General features: G+C 48.0%; 21 protein-coding genes. 12 read left to right on the forward strand and 9 right to left on the reverse strand.

Going from position 1 to position 19,686, the window contains the following annotated elements; translation table 11 throughout:
• Positions 1-118: 118 nt before the first annotated feature.
• Together FMS18_RS15965 and FMS18_RS15970 are read right to left on the reverse strand one after the other, a co-directional pair.
• The gene (locus FMS18_RS15965) at positions 119-1,786 is read right to left on the reverse strand and encodes an FAD-dependent oxidoreductase (RefSeq protein WP_163295680.1); all 1,668 of its coding nucleotides are present in this window, start codon (positions 1,784-1,786) and stop codon (positions 119-121) included.
• A 173-nt stretch (positions 1,787-1,959) separates the two neighbouring features.
• Positions 1,960-2,994 (reverse strand): elongator complex protein 3, encoded by a 1,035-nt coding sequence (locus FMS18_RS15970; RefSeq protein ID WP_163295681.1) that lies wholly within the window; start codon positions 2,992-2,994, stop codon positions 1,960-1,962.
• A gap of 179 nt (positions 2,995-3,173) precedes the next feature.
• Between FMS18_RS15970 and FMS18_RS15975 the strand changes: the two genes are divergently transcribed.
• On the forward strand, positions 3,174-3,596 hold the full coding sequence (locus tag FMS18_RS15975; RefSeq protein ID WP_163295682.1) for an HIT family protein: 423 nt from the start codon (positions 3,174-3,176) through the stop codon (positions 3,594-3,596).
• Positions 3,597-3,724: 128 nt separating this feature from the next.
• Positions 3,725-4,015, forward strand: a complete 291-nt coding sequence (locus FMS18_RS15980; RefSeq protein ID WP_163295683.1) for an integration host factor subunit alpha — start codon at positions 3,725-3,727, stop codon at positions 4,013-4,015.
• 243 nt (positions 4,016-4,258) lie between these two features.
• Here the strand turns inward: FMS18_RS15980 and FMS18_RS15985 are convergent, their stop codons facing one another.
• Positions 4,259-5,128, reverse strand: a complete 870-nt coding sequence (locus FMS18_RS15985; RefSeq protein ID WP_163295684.1) for a septal ring lytic transglycosylase RlpA family protein — start codon at positions 5,126-5,128, stop codon at positions 4,259-4,261.
• 247 nt (positions 5,129-5,375) lie between these two features.
• Here FMS18_RS15985 and FMS18_RS15990 point away from each other — a divergent pair, with 247 nt between their 5' ends.
• Both FMS18_RS15990 and FMS18_RS15995 read left to right on the forward strand, forming a co-directional pair.
• Positions 5,376-6,071 (forward strand): Crp/Fnr family transcriptional regulator, encoded by a 696-nt coding sequence (locus tag FMS18_RS15990; RefSeq protein WP_163295685.1) that lies wholly within the window; start codon positions 5,376-5,378, stop codon positions 6,069-6,071.
• 144 nt (positions 6,072-6,215) lie between these two features.
• Positions 6,216-6,497, forward strand: a complete 282-nt coding sequence (locus FMS18_RS15995) for a TIGR04076 family protein (protein WP_163295686.1) — start codon at positions 6,216-6,218, stop codon at positions 6,495-6,497.
• Between the two features lie 98 nt (positions 6,498-6,595).
• On the opposite strand, the gene FMS18_RS16000 is transcribed toward FMS18_RS15995, so the two are convergent.
• The 5 genes from FMS18_RS16000 to FMS18_RS16020 form a co-directional block, all read right to left on the reverse strand.
• Positions 6,596-7,111, reverse strand: a complete 516-nt coding sequence (locus FMS18_RS16000) for a cyclic nucleotide-binding domain-containing protein (protein ID WP_163295687.1) — start codon at positions 7,109-7,111, stop codon at positions 6,596-6,598.
• Positions 7,104-8,252: a potassium channel family protein gene (locus FMS18_RS16005; protein WP_163295688.1), complete on the reverse strand. Its 1,149-nt coding sequence runs from the start codon at positions 8,250-8,252 to the stop codon at positions 7,104-7,106. The genes FMS18_RS16000 and FMS18_RS16005 overlap by 8 nt, the downstream gene beginning before the upstream one ends.
• 164 nt (positions 8,253-8,416) lie before the next feature.
• Complete coding sequence (locus FMS18_RS16010) at positions 8,417-8,899, reverse strand: LysM peptidoglycan-binding domain-containing protein (protein WP_163295689.1); 483 nt, start codon at positions 8,897-8,899, stop codon at positions 8,417-8,419.
• A 56-nt stretch (positions 8,900-8,955) separates the two neighbouring features.
• The gene (locus FMS18_RS16015; protein WP_163295690.1) at positions 8,956-9,726 is read right to left on the reverse strand and encodes a hypothetical protein; all 771 of its coding nucleotides are present in this window, start codon (positions 9,724-9,726) and stop codon (positions 8,956-8,958) included.
• Positions 9,727-9,744: 18 nt separating this feature from the next.
• Positions 9,745-12,156, reverse strand: a complete 2,412-nt coding sequence (locus FMS18_RS16020) for an AAA family ATPase (RefSeq protein ID WP_163295691.1) — start codon at positions 12,154-12,156, stop codon at positions 9,745-9,747.
• A 446-nt stretch (positions 12,157-12,602) separates the two neighbouring features.
• Between FMS18_RS16020 and FMS18_RS16025 the strand changes: the two genes are divergently transcribed.
• The 5 genes from FMS18_RS16025 to FMS18_RS16045 all read left to right on the forward strand — a co-directional run bounded on the left by FMS18_RS16025 (position 12,603) and on the right by FMS18_RS16045 (position 15,347).
• The gene (locus tag FMS18_RS16025) at positions 12,603-12,872 is read left to right on the forward strand and encodes an AtpZ/AtpI family protein (protein WP_163295692.1); all 270 of its coding nucleotides are present in this window, start codon (positions 12,603-12,605) and stop codon (positions 12,870-12,872) included.
• Positions 12,850-13,272, forward strand: coding sequence for an ATP synthase subunit I (locus tag FMS18_RS16030; RefSeq protein ID WP_163295693.1), 423 nt, complete (start codon positions 12,850-12,852; stop codon positions 13,270-13,272). Before FMS18_RS16025 ends, FMS18_RS16030 begins: the two co-directional genes overlap by 23 nt.
• Before the next feature lie 5 nt (positions 13,273-13,277).
• A complete protein-coding gene (atpB, locus tag FMS18_RS16035) occupies positions 13,278-13,964 on the forward strand; it encodes a F0F1 ATP synthase subunit A (protein ID WP_136675343.1) in 687 nt (228 codons plus the stop codon).
• 75 nt (positions 13,965-14,039) lie between these two features.
• Positions 14,040-14,363, forward strand: coding sequence for an ATP synthase F0 subunit C (gene atpE / locus FMS18_RS16040; protein WP_015853585.1), 324 nt, complete (start codon positions 14,040-14,042; stop codon positions 14,361-14,363).
• A 354-nt stretch (positions 14,364-14,717) separates the two neighbouring features.
• A complete protein-coding gene (locus tag FMS18_RS16045; protein ID WP_015853584.1) occupies positions 14,718-15,347 on the forward strand; it encodes a redox-sensing transcriptional repressor Rex in 630 nt (209 codons plus the stop codon).
• 65 nt (positions 15,348-15,412) lie between these two features.
• Here FMS18_RS16045 and FMS18_RS16050 read toward each other — a convergent pair whose 3' ends face one another.
• The gene (locus FMS18_RS16050; RefSeq protein ID WP_163295694.1) at positions 15,413-16,888 is read right to left on the reverse strand and encodes a sigma-54 dependent transcriptional regulator; all 1,476 of its coding nucleotides are present in this window, start codon (positions 16,886-16,888) and stop codon (positions 15,413-15,415) included.
• Between the two features lie 174 nt (positions 16,889-17,062).
• On the opposite strand from FMS18_RS16050, the gene FMS18_RS16055 reads away from it, so the two are divergent.
• Genes FMS18_RS16055 through rsmG form a run of 3 tightly spaced genes read left to right on the forward strand, consistent with a single transcriptional unit; the run spans position 17,063 to position 19,650 of the window.
• Complete coding sequence (locus tag FMS18_RS16055; RefSeq protein WP_163295695.1) at positions 17,063-17,521, forward strand: MarR family winged helix-turn-helix transcriptional regulator; 459 nt, start codon at positions 17,063-17,065, stop codon at positions 17,519-17,521.
• 18 nt (positions 17,522-17,539) lie between these two features.
• On the forward strand, positions 17,540-18,964 hold the full coding sequence (locus FMS18_RS16060) for an MFS transporter (RefSeq protein WP_163295696.1): 1,425 nt from the start codon (positions 17,540-17,542) through the stop codon (positions 18,962-18,964).
• Positions 18,964-19,650: a 16S rRNA (guanine(527)-N(7))-methyltransferase RsmG gene (gene rsmG / locus FMS18_RS16065; protein ID WP_163295697.1), complete on the forward strand. Its 687-nt coding sequence runs from the start codon at positions 18,964-18,966 to the stop codon at positions 19,648-19,650. Before FMS18_RS16060 ends, rsmG begins: the two co-directional genes overlap by 1 nt.
• Positions 19,651-19,686: the final 36 nt, after the last annotated feature.

Genomic DNA, 19,686 nt, shown 5'->3' on the forward strand with positions numbered 1-19,686 from the left:
ACAGGACGCTTAATTTTTATAGATGGCGAAGCCCTAATAAAAGTTTTGGGAGAGTCCAGAGAACCTTTTTCCAAAAAGGTTCTTTGGTCCCCGACGGGCCGCCGGAGGCATTCAAAAATTACCAAATATTTTTGTTGCTCTTTTCAGTATCATCAAAGAGCCGGGTAAAATCATCAAAAGCGGTCAGTGCTGCTGCGGCTCCTTGCCCGGTTGCGGTGATGATCTGGCGTACTCCTCCGGTAACGTCCCCGGCGGCGTAAACCCGTTCCACGCTGGTGCGCTGGGTGGGATCGACCTTAATAAATCCGTCTTCGCGTAGCTCTACGCCAAGTTTTTCAGCAAGCTCGGTATTGGCGGTATGCCCGATGGCGACGAAAACCACGTCAGTGTCCTTGATGGATTCGGTGCCGTCCTTGTTGATGATGCGTGCGGATTCCACCTGATCATCGCCAATTACTTCGGTAACCTGACTGTTCCAGATGATTTCGATTCCCTCACGGTCAACGGAATCCTGAAGGACCTTTTCTGCCCGGAATTTGTCGCCGCGGTGAACTATGGTGGTTTCAATGCCCAGATGTTTGAGGTGCAAAGCGTCGGTTAAAGCGGTATTGCCCCCGCCGACCACAACGGCCTTGCCGCCCTTGTAAAAGTTCCCGTCACAGGTGGCACAATAGCTGACCCCGTGACCGTAAAATTTGTCTTCGCCGGGAACACCGAGCATGCGCACGTTAACACCGGTTGCCAGCATAACCCCTTTGGCCCGGTAGGTCTTTTCTTCGGTGGTTATCTCAATGCGGGGCCCGTATTTAACATCACTGACTTCGGCGAACTGGTGAATGTCGGTGTATTCGCGGGCATGGGTGCCAAGTATTTCCACCAGCTCGAATCCTTGAATATTGGTGAAGCCGGGGTAGTTTTCCACTTTGGGAGTCAGAGCAACCTGACCGCCTACACCTTGCTTTTCAAGGATAATACAGCTCAAGCCGCTGCGCTTGGCGTAAATTCCGGCACTCATTCCGGCAGGGCCGCCTCCTATGATGACCAGATCAATATTCACGTAGGTTGTGTCTTCGGGAGTTTCTTTTTTTGCAGTCCGTTGCTCTTCTACAACTTCCTCGAGTGGTTTGAGGAAGAGCAGCTGGAGCATGAATTTCTCTTCCGGCTCCAGTCCGGTAAAGGTCGCTTTATCGTTGACGTCGGTGTGCGGAACAGAGCCGACATTGTATTCATGGGCCATGTTTTCATTATCAAGGGTGGAGATGTTCCATGCTGAAATTTTATCAGGTCTGGCAACTGCGGCTTTGAATGCATTGATGGCCTGTCCGGGGCAGTAGGGGCAGGTGGGGCTGGCAAACATCTTGATCAGTCTGTCTTCTTCGAGCGGTTCGAGTATTTCTTTTGTAGAGTCAGAGATAGCGTCAATACCCTTGGATGCTAGGTTCAGTGCTTCCACCAATGCGCGTCCCTCTTCCCCGGCAGGAGCACCGAGAAAGCGGATATCATATTCATCCGGCGAAATGAGTACAGTGGGGGTGGTGATAATATTGCGGTTTTTGCCCATTTCGCTGTCCACTGCGTATTCACGTAATTCAATTTTGTCGCTCATCACATTGAATGCCCGGCAGATATTGAGGGTGAATTCATTATATTCGCGGTGTTCACCGTCAGTGGTATATACCTCAATAGTTACGATCCGCTTGAATCCGGCAAAGAGTTTTTCAAGATATTCGCGGCTTTCTTCAGGTATAAAATTGCGGTATTTCTCTTCTGCGCTCAGGGTACTCATGTTTGGTCTCCTTGTTGATCCCGCTTGAATTATGCGGGTACTGATCTTCTCATCAACAATAAATATATTGCTTTCATCAATATGACTTATTTTACCGTTTCGGAAAAGGGGTTTTCCTAAAACAGCCACACCTTGCTATCAGTAATGATTATTAAAAGCAATGATAGGGTAAGTTATTTGTAGATTAAATTAAAGAGGACAGCATTTGAGAAGCTGGTATTGGCAGGAAAAATTCCGAGTTTAGCGTAAAGCGGCTTCAGGCTGGATTTATGGCCCCAAAGTTCTCCGGAATATTGTTTCGGTACTATTAATTTAATTGGGTCAGCCCCGGTCCCGGCTAGCCGGGAACGTAGAAACAGGTAGAGAGCTTTGGAGCGTATTTTCTGACCCAGTGCAGGATGAACCGGACCGGCTACAATGCTGTCTTCAAAACCGTCTTCGTGAGCCACGCCGATGCGGATGACGTGGATTTTGTGCATCCATAGTCTGAGCAGGGCCGGAGCCAGTTCTTCTTCAGTACGGCTTAGGGACCATGGGGTGTATTTCCCGGCCCGGTATAGTTTTTCAAGTCCGGTGCCTTTGACTGTCAGGCAGGGGTAAATGCGCACTGCGTCGGGGCTTAGCTCAATAGTCCGGCTGATGTCACGCTGGAAATCACCGCGTTTTGTTCCGGGCAATCCGGGGAGCAGCTGAATGCCCAGTGAAAGGCCGCTTTCACGTACAGTGCGGCAGGCTTTGACGGCTGTTTCCGGGGAATAATTACGAGCGGACCGGCGCAGTACCAGTGCTGAAAAACTCTGGATACCCAGTTCGATCATGTCCAGTCCGTTTTTGCGTAGCTCTAAAATTTGATTATGTTCAATGCAGTCCGGCCGGGTGGAGCAGCGGACTTTGGTCAGAAACCCTTGTTTTTTAAATTTTGCGGCGAGTGAGACAAAGCGCAACTGCCATTCATACGGAAGAGCCGTAAAAGTTCCGCCAAAGAAAGCCAGCTCAAGTGGATCGCGGTCCTTTTTAGAAAAAAAAGCGGGAATATTATGTTCAAGATCTTGATATATTTCGCTTAATGTCTTAGCTCCTGTTCCAGTCTGCCTGTTTTGAGAGCAATAAATACATTTCGACGGGCAGCCCATAAAAGGCATGAAAACCGGCCAGATGCGCGTTTTCTGTTGTGCCGGTTCCGGGTGTTTGAAAATTGTAGTGTTCATATTTTCGGGCTGCTCAGGTAAAAAAATAAGACAAATCATGCCTTTGTTTAATAAATTAGCTTGATTAAAAAAACGTGGTCGGTTATTTATTTAAATATAACTGTCTCTTGAAGATTTCAGGATCGGTTTAAGACTATTTGTTCTAACATGCAACTACAGGAACAGCAGCAGTACTTATTATGAGTGATCAGGATTGTATTTTCTGTAAAATCGTGGCCGGTGAAATACCCTGCTTTAAGATTTATGAAACTGAGAAAGTGCTCAGCTTTTTGGATATCGGCCCGGTTAACAAAGGCCATGCCCTTGTTATCCCCAAGCAGCATTGCGAAAATATCTGGGATCTTCCCGCGGAACTGGGGCAGGATATATTTACAGCCGCCCAGCTTGCCGGGGATGCCATAGTCAAAGCTACCGGGGCTGACGGATTGAACCTGATTATGAATAATAATGAAGCGGCAGGCCAGCTTGTTTTTCATGCTCATTTCCATCTTATCCCAAGATTTAAAGAAGACGGTTTTGTCCATTGGGATCAGAGTGAATATGAAAGCATGGACGAGGCAATGGCCCTTGCTCAAAAGATAGAAAAGATGATAAAAGGATAAATTAATTGTAATTTATTCTCAGACGATAACGCCTTTTACCTGAATCGCCGTGCCAGTTTTTTGTCTGCACGGTTAACTTTAAACCCGCCGCCCCTGCCCACAGGGCCGAGGACAACGGAGGAAAGGAAATGGCTAGCGGAAACACCCTTACTAAAGCCAGCGTTGTTGATTACATCTACGAAAAGACTGACCGGAACAGAGCTGAAATCAAGGAACTGGTTGAATCCATCCTCGACATCATGAAACAGGCTGTGAAAAAAGATCACGCCATGTTGATCAGCGGTTTCGGTAAATTTGAAGCTTACGACAAAAATGCTCGTAAGGGACGCAATCCCCAGACCAACGAAGCAATCACCCTGCCCGCACGCAAGGTCGTTGTTTTCAGGCTCTCCCGCAAGTTCAGGTCTGAACTGAACTGATTGGTGAGAAGACCGTTTTTTTGCGGTCTGGATTCCTCCCGGTTTAATATTTTGCAAGGAAACCAGGGAGCTGGGGTATCTCCGGCTCCTGTTTTCTGCTTGTGTGCAATTTATTGTTCCGCGGGTTCTTTTCAGATTTGATGTGTGTAATGAAAACAAAAAACCGCCGTATCTCGAGATACGGCGGTTTTTTGTGTGCTTACTACTTTAAACTAAGATGGGTCCCAAGGGACCTTGGTGCTTTTATTCAGTAACAAGAATTACGTTGCCGTATTCGTCACCCAGAGTAGCCATGGCATCTTCAGCAGCGGGGATATTGTAAAAGTATCCGGCCTGCACACGCATGAATCGCTGACCGTTCACTTCAACCTGAACCATGCGCGATTCTTTGTAACCGCTGTTCTTGAGGGTTGCCAGTATTGCCTGAGCGCGGTCGTGATCGGTGAATGCACCGACCTGAATGTAGTAATGGGCCTGCGCGGTGGCTTCTTCAGTGATAATGATTTCTTCTACTTCCGGTGCGGCCTGAACCGTTTCTTCTAGCACAGCCTCTTCGTCCGGGGCTGCTGTTTCTGCTACGATTTCAGTTGCTTCTACCGGCTCTACATTGACATCCTCAATGGCCCGCAGTTCAACAGGAGTAATTCCCTTGTTGACGATACCGAGCTTGGATGCTGCGGCGTATGAGAGGTCGATGATTCTTACATCAGGATCTGCAAAAGGGCCGCGGTCATTAACTCTGACGATTACCTTGCGTCCACTGCTGCGGTCTGTGACCTCAAGCATGGTGCCCATGGGCAGGGTACGGTGTGCGGAAGTCATGGCGTACATATTATATGTTTCGCCGTTAGCAGTAGTTTTGCCATGGAAATCATCACCATACCATGAAGCTAGTCCCTGAGCTTTGTAGCCTTTGGAGCTGAGATGCGGAACATAGCTTCGGCCATGCACGGTGTATGGGTCTGTCTTCAGGACTGGTTTAACCACATTTGGCGAATCTTGTTTCTTTACCTTGTGATGGGTAACTGCGGGAGTGGAATAAATTCTTTTTTTTGCACAACCTGCGGGAAAAACCAGCAACAGGACTGCAATAAGAAGTATATACTTGGACATTTGTGCCTCCGTCATATGAAAAACTTTATTTTACCGATGCAGTGTGGCTTTCATCGGTAACCCTTCCATAGTGGCTGAGTGCTATAAAGTCCAGTGGTCATTGTTATAGACTTACAAACGTGCAGGTTGTTTCATTCCTTTTTGGTATGATAATATAGAGAGCTATGCCTGAAATACTGGACCGTCTGTTTCTGCTGTGCCAGATGACCGGCAGAAATGTTATTAACGAAGGTAAGGGTCAACAGGTATGGAATGTATATGTGATCAATGCGCTGCAGGGGATTCAGGCGGAACAGGTGCATGCTTAAAGGATTTGTGGATATTCGACCATTTTACTGAAAGCCAGCTTCAGGAGTTGCAGACGATCGGCCTTAGAAGGGAAATTCCTAAAGGCCAGCTTGTTTTCAGTCAGGGCGGGGTGGCTGATGAACTGTTTCTTGTCAGGTCGGGAAGAATTAAACTTAGTAAAGTTAACGAAGACGGCGCTGAAGTTACTCTTGACTTTAGAAAGGATGGTGATGTTCTCGGTGAAGATCTATTTTCAGGAGTTGAAACATACCCGGTAAGTGCTTGGGCAATAGAAGAAACAATAACATGTGGTTTTAATCTTGGCAGTTTTCAGTCTCTTATCCGCCAAAACCCGGAGATCGGACTTAATGTGATTAAATCCATGAGTAATAAAATGTCTTCCATGTCCAGCAGGATTGAAAGCATCGCAGAGGTCAGTCTTGCAGATAGGCTTTACAGTGTCCTTGCCAGTATTTCTAAAGAACATGGGCTCAGGATTGGTAATACCTATAAGCTGCCTATTAAGTTAACCCACGAAGAGCTTGCTTTTTTAGTGGGAGCACATCGGGTCAGTATTACCAAGGCTATGCAGGCTTTGGTTGCTAAGGGTAAAATCAGCTGCAAGGATAAAATAATCACCTTAAATAATATCTGATGTAGCTTTCGCTACAGAGTTTTTTCATTTGTTTCTTTAGTTGTTTGAGCATTGCTTCAGCATCAAGTCGCTTTGGCTGGTTATGCAGAGCCGGGAGAGCTGTAGCAATCGTCATCAATCAAATAAAACTGAAGGAGCAAAGCAATGTCTGTTAAATTTCCAGCTATCGGCAATAGGGTTGTAGCAAAAGTTGTTGAGACCAAAGGGAACTGCACAATCGGAATGAAGTCCGGTGATGAGTTTGAGCTCAGCACCCATAAGTGTGGTGATTTTTGCGGATTATTTTACAGCAATATCGCAGGCTGGGTGACAACGCTGCAATTGGGAGGGACGTTTCCTTTCGGTGATGATCCTGATGTTCAGGTCTGGGAGTGTCCTAACGCTGCCAACAGGGTAAAAGTGGAGCTTCGCCGTATCTGTAAATAAAAAATTTATCGGTATTACTTCGGGAGTCGGGGGAAAACAGCCGATGTTGACTCATATGAGTCAGCTGAAGTTTTCTTTCGCTCCCGAGCTGTTTTTCATCACCTGTTAGTTCGTGAAAGAGCCAGAGCCAGTGCAGTGGTCAGCTTGACCAGTTCATTGTTGTTGCGGCGTACTGTAGCGGTTAACCTTTTGCCGATGGTCATGAGCAGCTTGCCGCCGATGGCAGGATGTTTTCCGACAAATTCAAAAAATTTCATACGGTCGGTAACCAGAAATTCTGAATCCTCCACCACTGTGACTGTTGCTGAGCGCTGGTCACGGTCGATGAGTGCAATTTCCCCGAACATGGGAAAGCTGCTGTCATCCAGATTTGCCAAGACCTTGCTGGGATTCTTCAGTTCACTGAGAGGCAGGGTCATGCCTTTCATGAGCATGGCTTTGCTGATGCGGACTTTTCCGTCCACAAGGATGAACATCTCGTCCCCTTCTTCGCCTTCAGATATAATATCCGTGCCGGAGCGGACTGCAATGCTGGCAAAAATATGTTTTACCTGTTGCAGTTCATCCTCGTTGAGGTTCTGGAAAAGGGGGATGTATTGCCAGTAATCAGCCATGCTCGGAACCTCCGGGAGAACTGATTACCAGCAGGGCGTCGTATTCTTCCATGGATTCATTATCCGGGGGATTCATTTGCACTTTCGGCCCCTGCATGCCCAGTGAGGTGTCCTGCCCGGAAGTTTTGAACAACTCCATGATGAATTGATCCAGTGCCGAGCTTTCGTCGAGTACATCCTGCAAGGTCAGATTCTTTCCAAGTTTACAGGCTGCAACCGGGAGACAGCCGTTGCTGTTTCTTATTTTGGAGCTGAGTTCGCCCCAGCTCATTCTTTGTTCCTCGGCATTGCAGGGCCGGAACTTAAGCATGCCCGATTCCCCGATGCCGAGCAGGTTGCGAAAAAATGACCACATGGAAGGGCTGGCCCCCATCATACCCATCATGTGACCGGAAATTTCTCCGCGTACAAGGATCTCATTGGCTCCGGCCCGGAGCAGATGTTCCTTGTTTTCCTGACGGGCTATCTCTGCATAAACCGGAACCTTTGGAGCTAATGTGCGCAGGGCCAGCACCGCGTATATGGCCTGTTGGTCCGATTCCTTGTCGTCGATACCATTCTGGCAGAGTACGTAGACATTGCGGGCAACCGCAGGATTAGCTCTGGAAATGACATTGGCCTGACTGATGTTGCCGTGCACAAAATTTAGTCTTTCACCCATATCCAGCCTGAAGGCGATTTCATCCCTGATCTGGCTTTCAAGGTCGCTGACAATTACCAGCTGTATTTTATTGGAAGCGGTCTGTTCGTTAAGGGATTCGATCAGCCCGAAGGCGTAGTCATTCCAGCCGAGTATGATTACGTGGTCGCTGGCTTTCACTGATAACAGCCCCTTGCGTTTTTTGGCTTTCTGCTCCACCAGCATGGAAGCCATATTACCGGTAAGTGAGGTAACCAGCCCGATGCCGGAGATCATGACCAGTCCGCCGAGTATTCTACCGGGTACCGTGGTTGGCACCATGTCTCCGTAACCCACGGTGGTCAGGGTTACAATGGCCCACCAAAAAGCATGGGAAATCCGTGCATCCTCACCCTCGCTGAGTTCTATCCAATAGAAAGCGAGTGTGCTTAGAATGAGGAGCAGGGCAGTGGCAATGACCAGCTTGCCGAATCCCGACCTGAGCCAGTTTAGAAATGTCATTTTCTTCCCATGTTAATTAATGCGGATAATTCTTATGCCGTTGGAAAGGGCCTACTATTTATATACCCTGTAATTGCGCTAAGATTCAAGGGAAAGAAAAAAAGAAAACCCGGTTTCCACTGATGTGGAAACCGGGTTTTTAAAATCTAAGTTTACTTGTATTTCTACAGGTAACCGAGAGCAGCTTTCATTTCACCGGGAACAACTGCGTTCTCAGCAGGCTGAAGAGCTTTCCAGGAAGCACCGGCCTGTTTGCGGACATCCTTAACTTCGTCAAGGGTGAAACCGGCGCGGGGAACTTCAAGACTCTGGCCTGCGTAAATCAGGTCAGGGTTCTTGATCTGGTCCCTGTTTGCTTTGTAAATAAGGGGCCACATGAAAGGATCATTGTAAATCTGCTGATATTCAGCGATCCACCAGAGGCATTCGCCTTTGGTTACTACGTGGGAAGTGGGCAGAGTTTTGTACTCACTTTCGTAGATTTCCATGGGAGTCGGGGGAACAACTTCAGCTGCTGGTTCTTCTTCAACAACTACAACTTCAGTTTCCTCTACAACCACAACCTCTTCCTGGGCAACCTGCTTTTTGGCACATCCCCATGTAAACATCAGGCTGAATGCGATTGCGAGCCAGATCAGTTTCTTCATTTTCAAGGCCTCCTGCTATTTGAAATTTAGTACTTGGTACCCGTAGTTTGCAATAGTTATACTTTAACTGTTTTCGTCCAATTATCAACAATTTCTTTTTCTTGCAACACCCTATGGTTGTTCGGGTTTAATTTGTAAGCCAGTCCGGTGGCCTCCACAGCCTTTTCCATCCAACCGCCCAGACGCAGGCTCCGTGAGGCTAAGACATAAAGCATTTCAGGCTCATCTTCGTATATGGTGTCGATAAGTAGTTCATATTCTTCACGAAAAACTTCGAGAATAAGATGGTTCTGGGAAAAAAGCAGCCTGCCCAAAAGGGCGTTATCCTTGTGGCTTTTAAGGTAAATAGGAAAAAGTTTGCGGCAGCGGGCAATAATAAATCTTATGCGGCTGATTTCCCTTTCCATACTTTCTTCGGTCTGTTCCACCACTTGTACAAAATCCTGCCCGATCATTGATTCCGGCAGGGTGGTGTCTTTTCCGCGCAGGTTTGAAAAAAGCGGTGCGTAATTGAGATTCTGGTAGGCATCCTCGCGCAGCTTGAAGGCTTCGTGAAAAATATAGCCCATTCCCCAGTCCAGAAAACGTCCGGAAAGTGGATCGCCTTCCTCATTGCGAAAGAGCAGGTGCGCAGTATCCTTGAGACGCCAGAGCAGCCCTTTGTTCATTTTGGTTCCGATAAGGTCGTCAAGAACTTCAAAACTAACGCTGCCTTCGCGGTCGAATGTTTCGAACTGTTCCTCCAGTGCGCTGCCCGCAAGGCAGAAATCCCTGAAAGTGTCACGGACAAACTCAGGTATTTTGGACATTATCCATGAGTTGGACATATGAATTTCCTGTCGGGTTTATTTTTTACATTCTGCAAGTCTGGCCAGCTTTGCCAGTTCCGCCAGCCTGTCATCCGCTTTGCGGTAAAGTGTTCCTTCCGGGAATTTGCCGTCTTCACCCCGGACTCCGGCTTCCATTCCGGTGAGGATATAAATGGCCTCTTCAATGGTTTTGACCGGGTAAATGTGGAATTCTCCGCTTTCCACAGCCTGAACAACCTCGCTCCTGAGCATGAGATTTACCACATTATCCGCCGGAATGAGAACACCCTGTTTGCCGTTTAATCCCCGGCGGCGGCAGACCTCAAAAAAACCTTCAATTTTTCGGCTGACTCCGCCCACGGCCATGATGGAGCCGGACTGACTCACCGCTCCGGTGAAGGCATAGTCGAATTTGATGGGTACCCCGGAGATTCCGGAAAGCAATGAGGCCAGCTCGGCCCCGGAAGCGGAGTCTCCTTCGATTCCGGCATAGCTCTGTTCAAAACAGAGGGACCCGGTAAGCACGATGGGTTTGTCCTGTGCAAAAAGTCCCACGAGGTAACTTTTAATAATCATCATCCCTTTGGTATGGATGGGACCGCCCATACGGGCTTCACGTTCAAGGTCGAGAATACCGCCGTGACCCACGCCGACGGTGCAGGATATCTGGTGCGGCAGGCCGAATTCGTAATTACCGAACAGGGTAACAGAAAGTCCGTTGGCCCGTCCGACTCCCTCGCCGGAGGTTTCCACCTTGATGACCTCGCGGTCATACTCATTCATGTATTCATCTTCATAAAGATTGGAGCGGAAGTCTTTCATGGATATGGCTTCTTCCAGTGCGGGAAGATCCACATTTTCTTTGCCGTCCAGCTTTGCCAGTGCCGAGGCTTCGACCATCATTTCCTTGATTAACGGAATGCGTAGGGAAAGTTTCTTCTGGTCTTCAGCCAGACGGCTGGAGTAATCCACCACCCTTGCCAGTGAATCCTGTTTAAAGGGCAGCAGCTTGGAATCCTGAATAATTTTGCCCAGCACCCGGACAAACCGTTCTACGTTGTCCGGCTCACGCTCAGCACTGAGTTGCATGTGGGCCTTGAGCTTGAAATATTTACCGAACCTTTCGTCATTATATAATAATATTTCGTATGTTTCTTCGGAACCGATGAGAATCACGGTCAGATCAAGCGGGATAGGTTCCGGCTCAATAGTTTTGGTACGAATCTGATCCCCATCACCGGGATCTTCAATTTTGGCCTGACCGGTGCGCAGGGCGCGTAACAATCCTTCCCAAGAGGAGGGAGTGCTCAAAATATCATCGACATAGACAATAAGGTACCCGTGGTTGGCCTTGTGGATGGCCCCGGCCCGGATAAGGGTGAAGTCCGTATATAGGGCACCCATTTCAGATTCACGTTCAATGGAACCGAGCAGGTTGAACAGGGTCGGGTGGTCGGCCATAACCACCGGGGCGCCTTCGGTCTTGCTGTTGTCCACCAGCAGATTGACTTCAAAGCGCGAGAAAAGTTCTTCCATCGGTGAGGCTTCCGGAAGCTGTAAGCCGGGGATAGGTGAAGCCGGCTGTGGTTCCTTGGGCATGAACAGTTCAATATTATCAAGCAGTTCTTCTTCAAGTTCACCCAGATAGCCCTTTATCTTGTCGAATTCATCAAATTTTTCATGTAGCGGGGCCAGCAGATCCTTGAGCAGTTCCTTGGCAGAATCCTGATGCAGTTTACGTTCATCTTTGCGGAAACCTTCTTCAGTTTTACTGATGCGACGCAGGATGGTGGTCATCTCAGCCAGCAGGTCGTCAGCGGCATTGCGCAGAGTTTTGCGCATATCAGGATCAAGACGTTCGAATTCGTCATCGTTCAGGATGCGTCCTTCTATCAGCGGGATCAAGGTCAGTCCGCCGTGATCGTCAATTTCAAGACTGAAGCCACGTTCTTTAGCCAGATCTTCCATGTTGCTGAAAAGGCCTTCCCGCTCATCTTGAAAAGTGCGTGAAATCTGTTCAAGGGCTTTTACGTGGGGCTCGCGTTCAAACCATGTGGGAAGTTGTTCCTTGATCTGGTTTACTGCTTCGGACATGGCATCTTTGAACTCTTGTCCGCGTCCGGCCGGCAGGCTGACTGAAATGGGATGGTCCTGCTGTGAAAAGTTATGCAGGTAAAGCTGGTCCGGCGGGGTATCCTGTTTCGCGGCACGCAGCTGGAAATATTCACGGGCAAAGTAACTTCTGCCGAGATTGGGATCACCGGAGAGATAAAGGTTGTGACAGGTTCCTTTAATGGCAAGAGCCATGCGGAAAGCCTGTAGTGCCCGCGGTTGAAACTGGTCGTAATCGTATTTTGATTCGGGTATTTCGTTGCTGGAAATATATTTAATTTCAGACGGCTTTTGTTTGGAGCTGAGTCTGTCCAGAGTCAATTCATTGATAGTCATATTTAGTATTCTTCCTGTATTAAATCTGTATCCGGTTAGAGTTATAAGACTTACGTGGATATGAAAAAAAAGTCACTCTGTAGGATTCAGGTTTGTTTATACCCTAGTTGCTGATTGTGAAATTTTTTACAAATACAAAAAAGCTATAATTTTGAATACTTATGTAGAATTTATAGCGAAAAAAGAGTTGAATATGCGTTCAAAATTGATTTTGCAGTTGCGCGCGGGGCTATTCAGGGCTATGAAATTCAGGTGCTTTTAGTTGCGAGGTGGGTTCCTCTGCTGATCTTTGGAATAAAATTTCAGTTAAATAGAGCTTCTGGATAAAGAATCCGTTGACTCTTATTTGAGGGTTGTGCTAGACGGGACTCACTTGTGAAGGTTTGCGCAAAGTCCGCTTTGCGCAGCAAATTCCATCCCGGATAAAATAAAGGACCGGAAGCAACATGTTCTTCTTAAATGGGAATAAAGAGACCTTCGATCTGCTCGGCAATGCCGCTACGATTGGAACTCATCTGGTTGTCTCCACCTTTGTCGGGTTGGGTATCGGGTGGTATCTCGATAAATGGTTGGGAACGAAGCCTTGGCTTCTAATTGTTTTCTTGTGTTTCGGAATCGCTGCCGGCTTCAAGAACGTATTCGATGAAGTTCAGCGCATTCAGAAAAAGGATCAGGGGAAAGGTCCAGAAACCAATGAAAATAAATCAGAAGATTGAATCATTCCTCCACAGGCGGGGCTTCACTCATCCGGACGTACGCAGTCTGGTGCGAAATCAATTGTACCTTGCTGCCGGAACATGTCTTATCGCTGCAATAGTATCCATCGGGTTTGCCCCCTGGGCACTGGGTCTGGCAGCAGGAGCGGTTCTAGTTACGTTCAACTTCTGGTCGCTGGCCAAGTTCGGTCAGCATCTGGCTTACATGCGCAAGGGCGCGGTTGTGTCCTTGTTAATTCGCTTCTACGGTCGGCTCATTTTATCTGGGCTGGCTATCTACGGGCTAATAGTCTGGGGACAGTGTTCTATATACGCTCTTCTGGCAGGTCTTAGTACGGTAGTTGTGAATGCGATATTTTGGGGCGTAGCCGGGTTACGGCAAAAAGTGAAGGAGGCATAAGGATCATGGCTGGAGGTTTACCACATCCATTATTGATCATGACAGAGCTTAACAATGCTCTGGGAACTCACATCCCCAACCACGTGTGGTACACATGGTTCGGAATGAGTGTTCTTTTTGTACTGGGTTTCATCGTATCCAGAAGGCTCAGTCTGGTTCCCGGCGGGGTGCAGAACCTTGCCGAGATTATCATCGGGGGACTGGAAGATTTTGTCGTCAGTAACGTCGGTGAGGGCGGACGTCAGGTTTTCCCTTTCATGTGTACTCTTTTTGTATACATCCTCGTACTGAACCTCATGGGTCTTGTTCCCGGTTTTGACGCTCCTACAGCGAACGTCAATACCAACGCAGCGATGGCTGTATGTACTTTTCTTTATTATAACTATATTGGTCTCAAACTTCATGGGGCCGGTTACATCAAGCATTTCATGGGCCCGATTCCGGCTCTTGCTCCCTTGATGTTTATCATCGAAGTGGTTTCCCACATCTCCCGTCCGCTTTCGCTTACACTGCGTCTGTTCGGTAACATCCGGGGTGAGGAAATCGTTCTCGTACTTCTGTTCCTGCTTGCACCTGTAGTTTCCACCCTGCCCATGTACTTCCTGTTCATGCTGGCAAAGGTTATCCAGGCTTTCATTTTCTTCATGCTGACCATGATTTATCTGAAAGGTTCTCTGGAAGAAGCTCACTAGGATTCAGGTACACTTAATTTTGGGGAAATGGTCTAACGACCTGTTAAATAAACTTATATTTTGGAGGATTTTACAATGCGTAAAGCTCTGCTTATCGTTCTGAACACCATGGCTCTGGTTCTCGCTGCTGGTGCAGCATTTGCTGCTGGCGTAGCTCCTGAAGTTGCTTCCGCAACCGCTACTGCTACCGCTATCGGTATGGCTATCGCTGCTGCTGGTTGTGGTATCGGTCAGGGCCTCGGTCTGAAAGCTGCTTGTGAAGGTACTGCACGTAACCCCGAAGCTGGTGGTAAAATCACTGTTACTCTGATTCTTGGTCTGGCATTCGTAGAATCCCTCGCCATTTACGCTCTCGTTGTTAACCTGATCCTGCTCTTCGCTAACCCCCTCATCGGTTAGTCTTAAGGATTTGGAAATATTTAAAGGAGGTCTTCGGACCTCCTTTTTTTTCCGCAAGTATTGTTAATTTTTTCACATATTTTGATGCCGGTATCGGGGTTTTACAGGCATTAAGGCTATAATCCCCTGCATAAATTAATATTATGCGATTAACGGGGTAGCCGAAACCAAGGGTTTTAGTGTATATAAATCTAATGGAAGGTGGCGGAAAAGGTTGCTTTCGCATCCACTCTCCAGTAGGGGAGTGAGCGAACTTGCGAGGGAAGGTGTTGGTCTTTCCGGACCTCTGAACCTTTAACTACCAGCCGAGACTTTTCGGGCAAGTGCATTTGTCATGGAAAATAGGAAACTAAAGTGAAAACCCAGAATATCCCCAAAGCGACCATTAAAAGGCTTGCTGTTTACATACAGGTTCTGACAGGACTCAAACGGGACGGAGTAGAGGTTATATCCTCGGAGAAACTGGCCCGGGCCTGTTCGGTTAATCCTTCTCAGATTCGTAAGGATCTGGCATATTTCGGTGAATTCGGTGTGCGTGGCGTTGGCTATTACGTGCACGAGCTCATCTCTTCAATCAAGCAGTCCCTCGGTGTTGACCGGGTTTGGGGCTGTGCTCTTGTTGGCGTCGGTAACCTCGGGCGTGCTTTGTTGCGCCATAAGGAATTTGCCCTGCGTGGTTTTTCCATTCGCGCCGCTTTTGACTGCGACCCCTATAAAATCGGGGAAGTTGTTTCCGGACTTGAGGTTGTCTGCACCCGCCAGTTCAAGGCAAGAGTTGAAGAGTTGGGCCTTGAGATTGGAATTATCACCACCCCGCCGGAAAGGGCGCAGCGCGCTGCGAACTATCTTGTTGACGGTGGTATTAAGGGAATTGTCAACTTTGCTCAGGCGAGGATCGATGTTCCTAAAAATGTTCCGGTTGAATATGTTGACTTCACCCACCACTTTTATTCCGTAGCTTTTAATATTAGCTCTATGGAATAATCAGTTTATACAAATCAGTAAGAAACGAATCCCCTGCGGCATTAAGTCGCAGGGGATTTTTTATTTTATTCCACAGAGTACTGCTTCTTGATATTGTGTTTTTTCAAGAGTGCATAAAGTCTGGATACCGATATTCCGGATATTCCGGCTGCCTTTGCCATATTGGCCTGGCTGATGAGCACTAATTGTTCAAGGTAGATTCTTTCGGCATTGTTGACTGCTTCCTCCCGGTAATCTTTGAAAAGAGGAAGTTTATTTGAAGCAGGTACTGTTACTTGAGGCAGGACGATTTCTTCGTTTTGGCCTAGAGGTTTGCGGGCTTTATTACCCTTGATCAGAGTCAGGCTGTTGCGGGTTTCATGCTTGGGCAGCACCGCAGCCTGAGCTGCTGATACACGCAGCCTGACCGGAAGGTGGATGGGCAGAAATTCTCCGGCACCGGGATTTGAAGTGAAGACCTGCTCCAGTACGTTGAAAAGTTCACGCACATTCCCCGGCCATGGAAATGATTTGAGGGCATCGAGAAATTCATCTGATATGGCGATGGGCGGGGCGTTGAAGTCAGCAGCCAGCTTGTTCAGATAGTAGCGGGACAGCCTGTGAATATCTTCGCCGCGTTGCCTTAAAGGGGGTAGTTCTATGGTGAAGGCCTGCAATCTGTAGAGCAGGTCCTGCCTGAAGCGTCCACTCTGGACCAAGGCATCAAGGTCGCGATTTGTTGCAGCTACCAGTCTGAAATCACTTAGTCTTTCTTCATTTCCGCCAACGGGGCGATAGGTGCGTTCCTGTAATACTCTGAGAAATGATTTTTGCAGGGAGACCGGGAGTTCGCCTACTTCATCCAGAAAAAGGGTTCCGCCGTCTGCCTTGGCAATCAGTCCTTCCTGACTTTTGTCCGCACTGGTAAACGCTCCCCGTTCGTGTCCAAATAGAATTGATTCAACAAGATTTTCCGGGATTGATGCGCAGTCAACAATAATGAAGGGGCCGTTACGGCGCATGCTGTTGTCATGAACAGCCCGAGCGAAAAGTTCTTTGCCAGTACCTGTTTCGCCGAGCAGGAGTACCCCTACATGGCTTTCTGCGGCCTTTGCAGCCTGACCGAGACAACGGACTATAGAGTCCGAGCGACCTACAATGTTGTGGTGCCCGAGTTTTGGGCTGGAAGATTGTTTTTCGCTGCGGTACTGGAAGACCCTTTTCATATGCAGCATGTATTCTTCTTGACTGGCAGGCTTGGCAATATAGTCCCAAGCACCTGAATTAATAGCCAGTTCCGCACCTTTAGAATCACCTTTGCCTGTGATGATGATAACTTCCGGCATGTTGTTCAGTTGCTGTAATTCAGGCAGGGCATCAAGTCCGTTGCCATCGGGCAGGATAACATCAAGAAAGACAACGTCAAAACGTTCTTCTTGGGCAAGTGTCAGCCCCTTCTTGAGGGTGAGGGCTTTTTCCCCATTGTGGTTCAGGGCTTCGGCTATGGCGATCAGCAGTTCTCCGATAAACGGGTCATCATCAATAATTAGGACATTGGCCATCTGTTGTTCCGATTGATTTTCAGTGAAGTATAATGTTAATAATCGAGCGTGGTTTCTAGCATATGAGCATACGTTCCTGTGCTAATCAACTGTTTTTGTTTTTTTCATTGACTGTTAAAAAATCTTTATTTAGTTGATAAGTCAACAGTTGACTAATCAACAAAGAGAAAGAAAATGTTAAAAAAACACGTTTCATTCGGATTCATGAATACTCAGATGGGCAGGCTTCACAAGGCCATCCTTGCTGAAAAACTCAAATCGATAGGCATCACCTACGGTCAGGTGGGCTTCATTATGCAGGCAACACGTTATCCGGGCAGATCGCAGGAAGAATTATCTACGGTTTTGAGTGTGGATAAAGCTGCCACTGCTAGAGCTGTGGCAAAACTGATCAAGCAGGGTTTGCTTTACCGGGAAGAAAACCCGGAAAATAAGCGGCAAAAACTGGTTTACCCCACTGAAAAGGCACTGTCGATTCGCGAAAACTTACATCGGGAATTAATGGAAAGTAATAAGATAATGATGTCCGGTCTTTCAAATGATGAATCTGAGATGCTGATTAAATTGATGGTTAAAGTCATTGATACGAGCCGTGAAAATCTCGATATGCCTCGTGTTTGGGATTATTTATAGATATTTCAGGAGAATATAATGGATGATGCAAAGAAAAGAGCTGTCATATTCACAGTGGCGGTAACCCAGTTCACCATGCCGTTCATGTTTTCGGCAGTGGGTATTACCCTTCCGGTCATGGGACATGAATTCGGAGCCAGCGGCCTTGACCTCAGCCTGGTTGAATCGGTCTATATCGGTAGTGTAGCCGCCCTGCTGCTACCCTTTGGTAGATTGGCGGATATGCACGGCAGGCAGCCCATGTTCAGGCTGGGAGTGTTTTTGTTTTCAATTTTTACCATGTTGATCGGATTTGCCCAGAATATTGAGACCGTTATCGGATTGCGTATGATTCAGGGGATGGTCGGCGGTATGGGTATTGCCACCAATATGGCCCTGCTTACCAATTCTGTACCCAAGGAAGAGCGGGGCAAAGCAATGGGCTTGGCTGTGGCCGCTGTCTATGTGGGGCTTTCCGCCGGACCATATGTGGGCGGGCTGGTAACTTCACATCTCGGCTGGCGTTGGTTGTATTTTCTGGGCATGATTCCACTGGGGATTTCCTACTACGTTGCCCGGCGCAATCTTAACGGTAAATTTCGTCCCTCGGATGAAAAATTTGATTTTCCCGGAAGCATAGTCATTGCTCTGTCTGTTGCTGCAATTGTTTTCGGTGGAACCAGTCTCGGTGCCGGGTGGTTCGGCCCGGTGACTTTGATTGCAGGATTGCTCGGAGTTGCCCTGTTCATCTACATGCAGGATAAGTCTGACCATCCTTTGGTCGAGTTGACCCTGTTCAAGGAGAGACGGGATTTCTCTGATGCCGCTCTGGTGCAATTCATCAACTATGCCGGGACATTCGGTATTGTATTTTTGTTCAGTCTGTATATGCAGTCCGTTAAGGGCTTCACTCCTCATGATGCCGGACTGGTGCTGGTGATTCAGCCTCTGGTGCAGGCTGTGCTTTCGCCCCTCTGCGGCAGACTGGCGGACAGGTTTTCCCCGCGGGTATTGGCTTTGCTGGGTATGTTGGCCTGTACAGGCGGGACTATCATGGGGGCCATGGTTACTTCGCATACCGGACTTCCTTATTTATACACCATGTTTGTGGTATTGGGGATCGGTTTTGCTCTGTTCTCATCCCCGAACATGATCATTCTCATGAGCAGTGTGCCGCCGTCCCGCTACGGTTTTGCCTCGGCAATCTCCGGGGGCTTGCGTACTTTGGGCATGGTTTTCAGTATGGTTATCATCGCCATTTTTCTTTCAACCATCATGGGAAAAGCTCCGGTAAGCCCTGAATCAGCTGTGGATTATCTGAATGTAATGCGTTTTTCATTGTCCACCCTTGCTGTTTTGTGTGGAATCGCGGTGTTCATTTCCATTCGCGCGGTATTCAAAAGGCAAAGAGTTGCCAAGGACGGTCTTTGTGTGCAATCTGCCGGGAACAGCAAGGAGGGCTAATGGCGGAAATTAATATATGCGCAGCAGATATTCTGGGCGCGGCAAGCAAATCCGGGCGCAAGCTTAAAGATAATCCGGCGCAGGATGAAGGGTTCAAGGCTGCAACCGATCAGGCAAGGATTTTAGCATATTACATGACCTTGCTGGTCAAGTGGAACAAGTCCATGAATCTGGTCGGGCCGCAGAGCTGGGAAGAGGTCTTCCGTTCCCTGATTATCGACAGTCTGCATCTGGCGGATTTTCTGGATAGGCTGGACCTGCCCGCCGATCCCGTTTCTCTTGATCTGGGAGCCGGAGCCGGGCTGCCCGGAATCCCTTTGCGTACTCTCTGGCAGGCCGGTGATTATCATCTTGTGGAAGCGCGTGAGAAGCGTTGTATTTTTATGCGTACTGCCCTGCGCATGATGAAGCTTCCGCGTACCAATGTTTTTCAAGGCCGTGCGGAGAAATTTCCACAGGAAACACTTCCCGCAGACCTGATTCTCAGCAAGGCTTTCATGCCTTGGAAGGAGCTTCTGGAATTCGTAAAGCCCATGCTGGCCGAGCAGGGCAGGATTGTAGTTCTTTCGAATGATCCCGCGCCTTCAGCTCAGGAGCTTGAAGCTTTGGGGCATGAGCTGGAAGATTCCATGCAGTACAAGGCCGGGCACAAAAAACACCATTTCTGGTGTTTACGCAGAAAGTAACAGCCTTCCCTTCTCCTCTATACTTCTTTTCCCAAA

This window comes from Desulfovibrio sp. JC022 (genome assembly GCF_010470665.1).
GTDB lineage: Bacteria > Desulfobacterota > Desulfovibrionia > Desulfovibrionales > Desulfovibrionaceae > Maridesulfovibrio.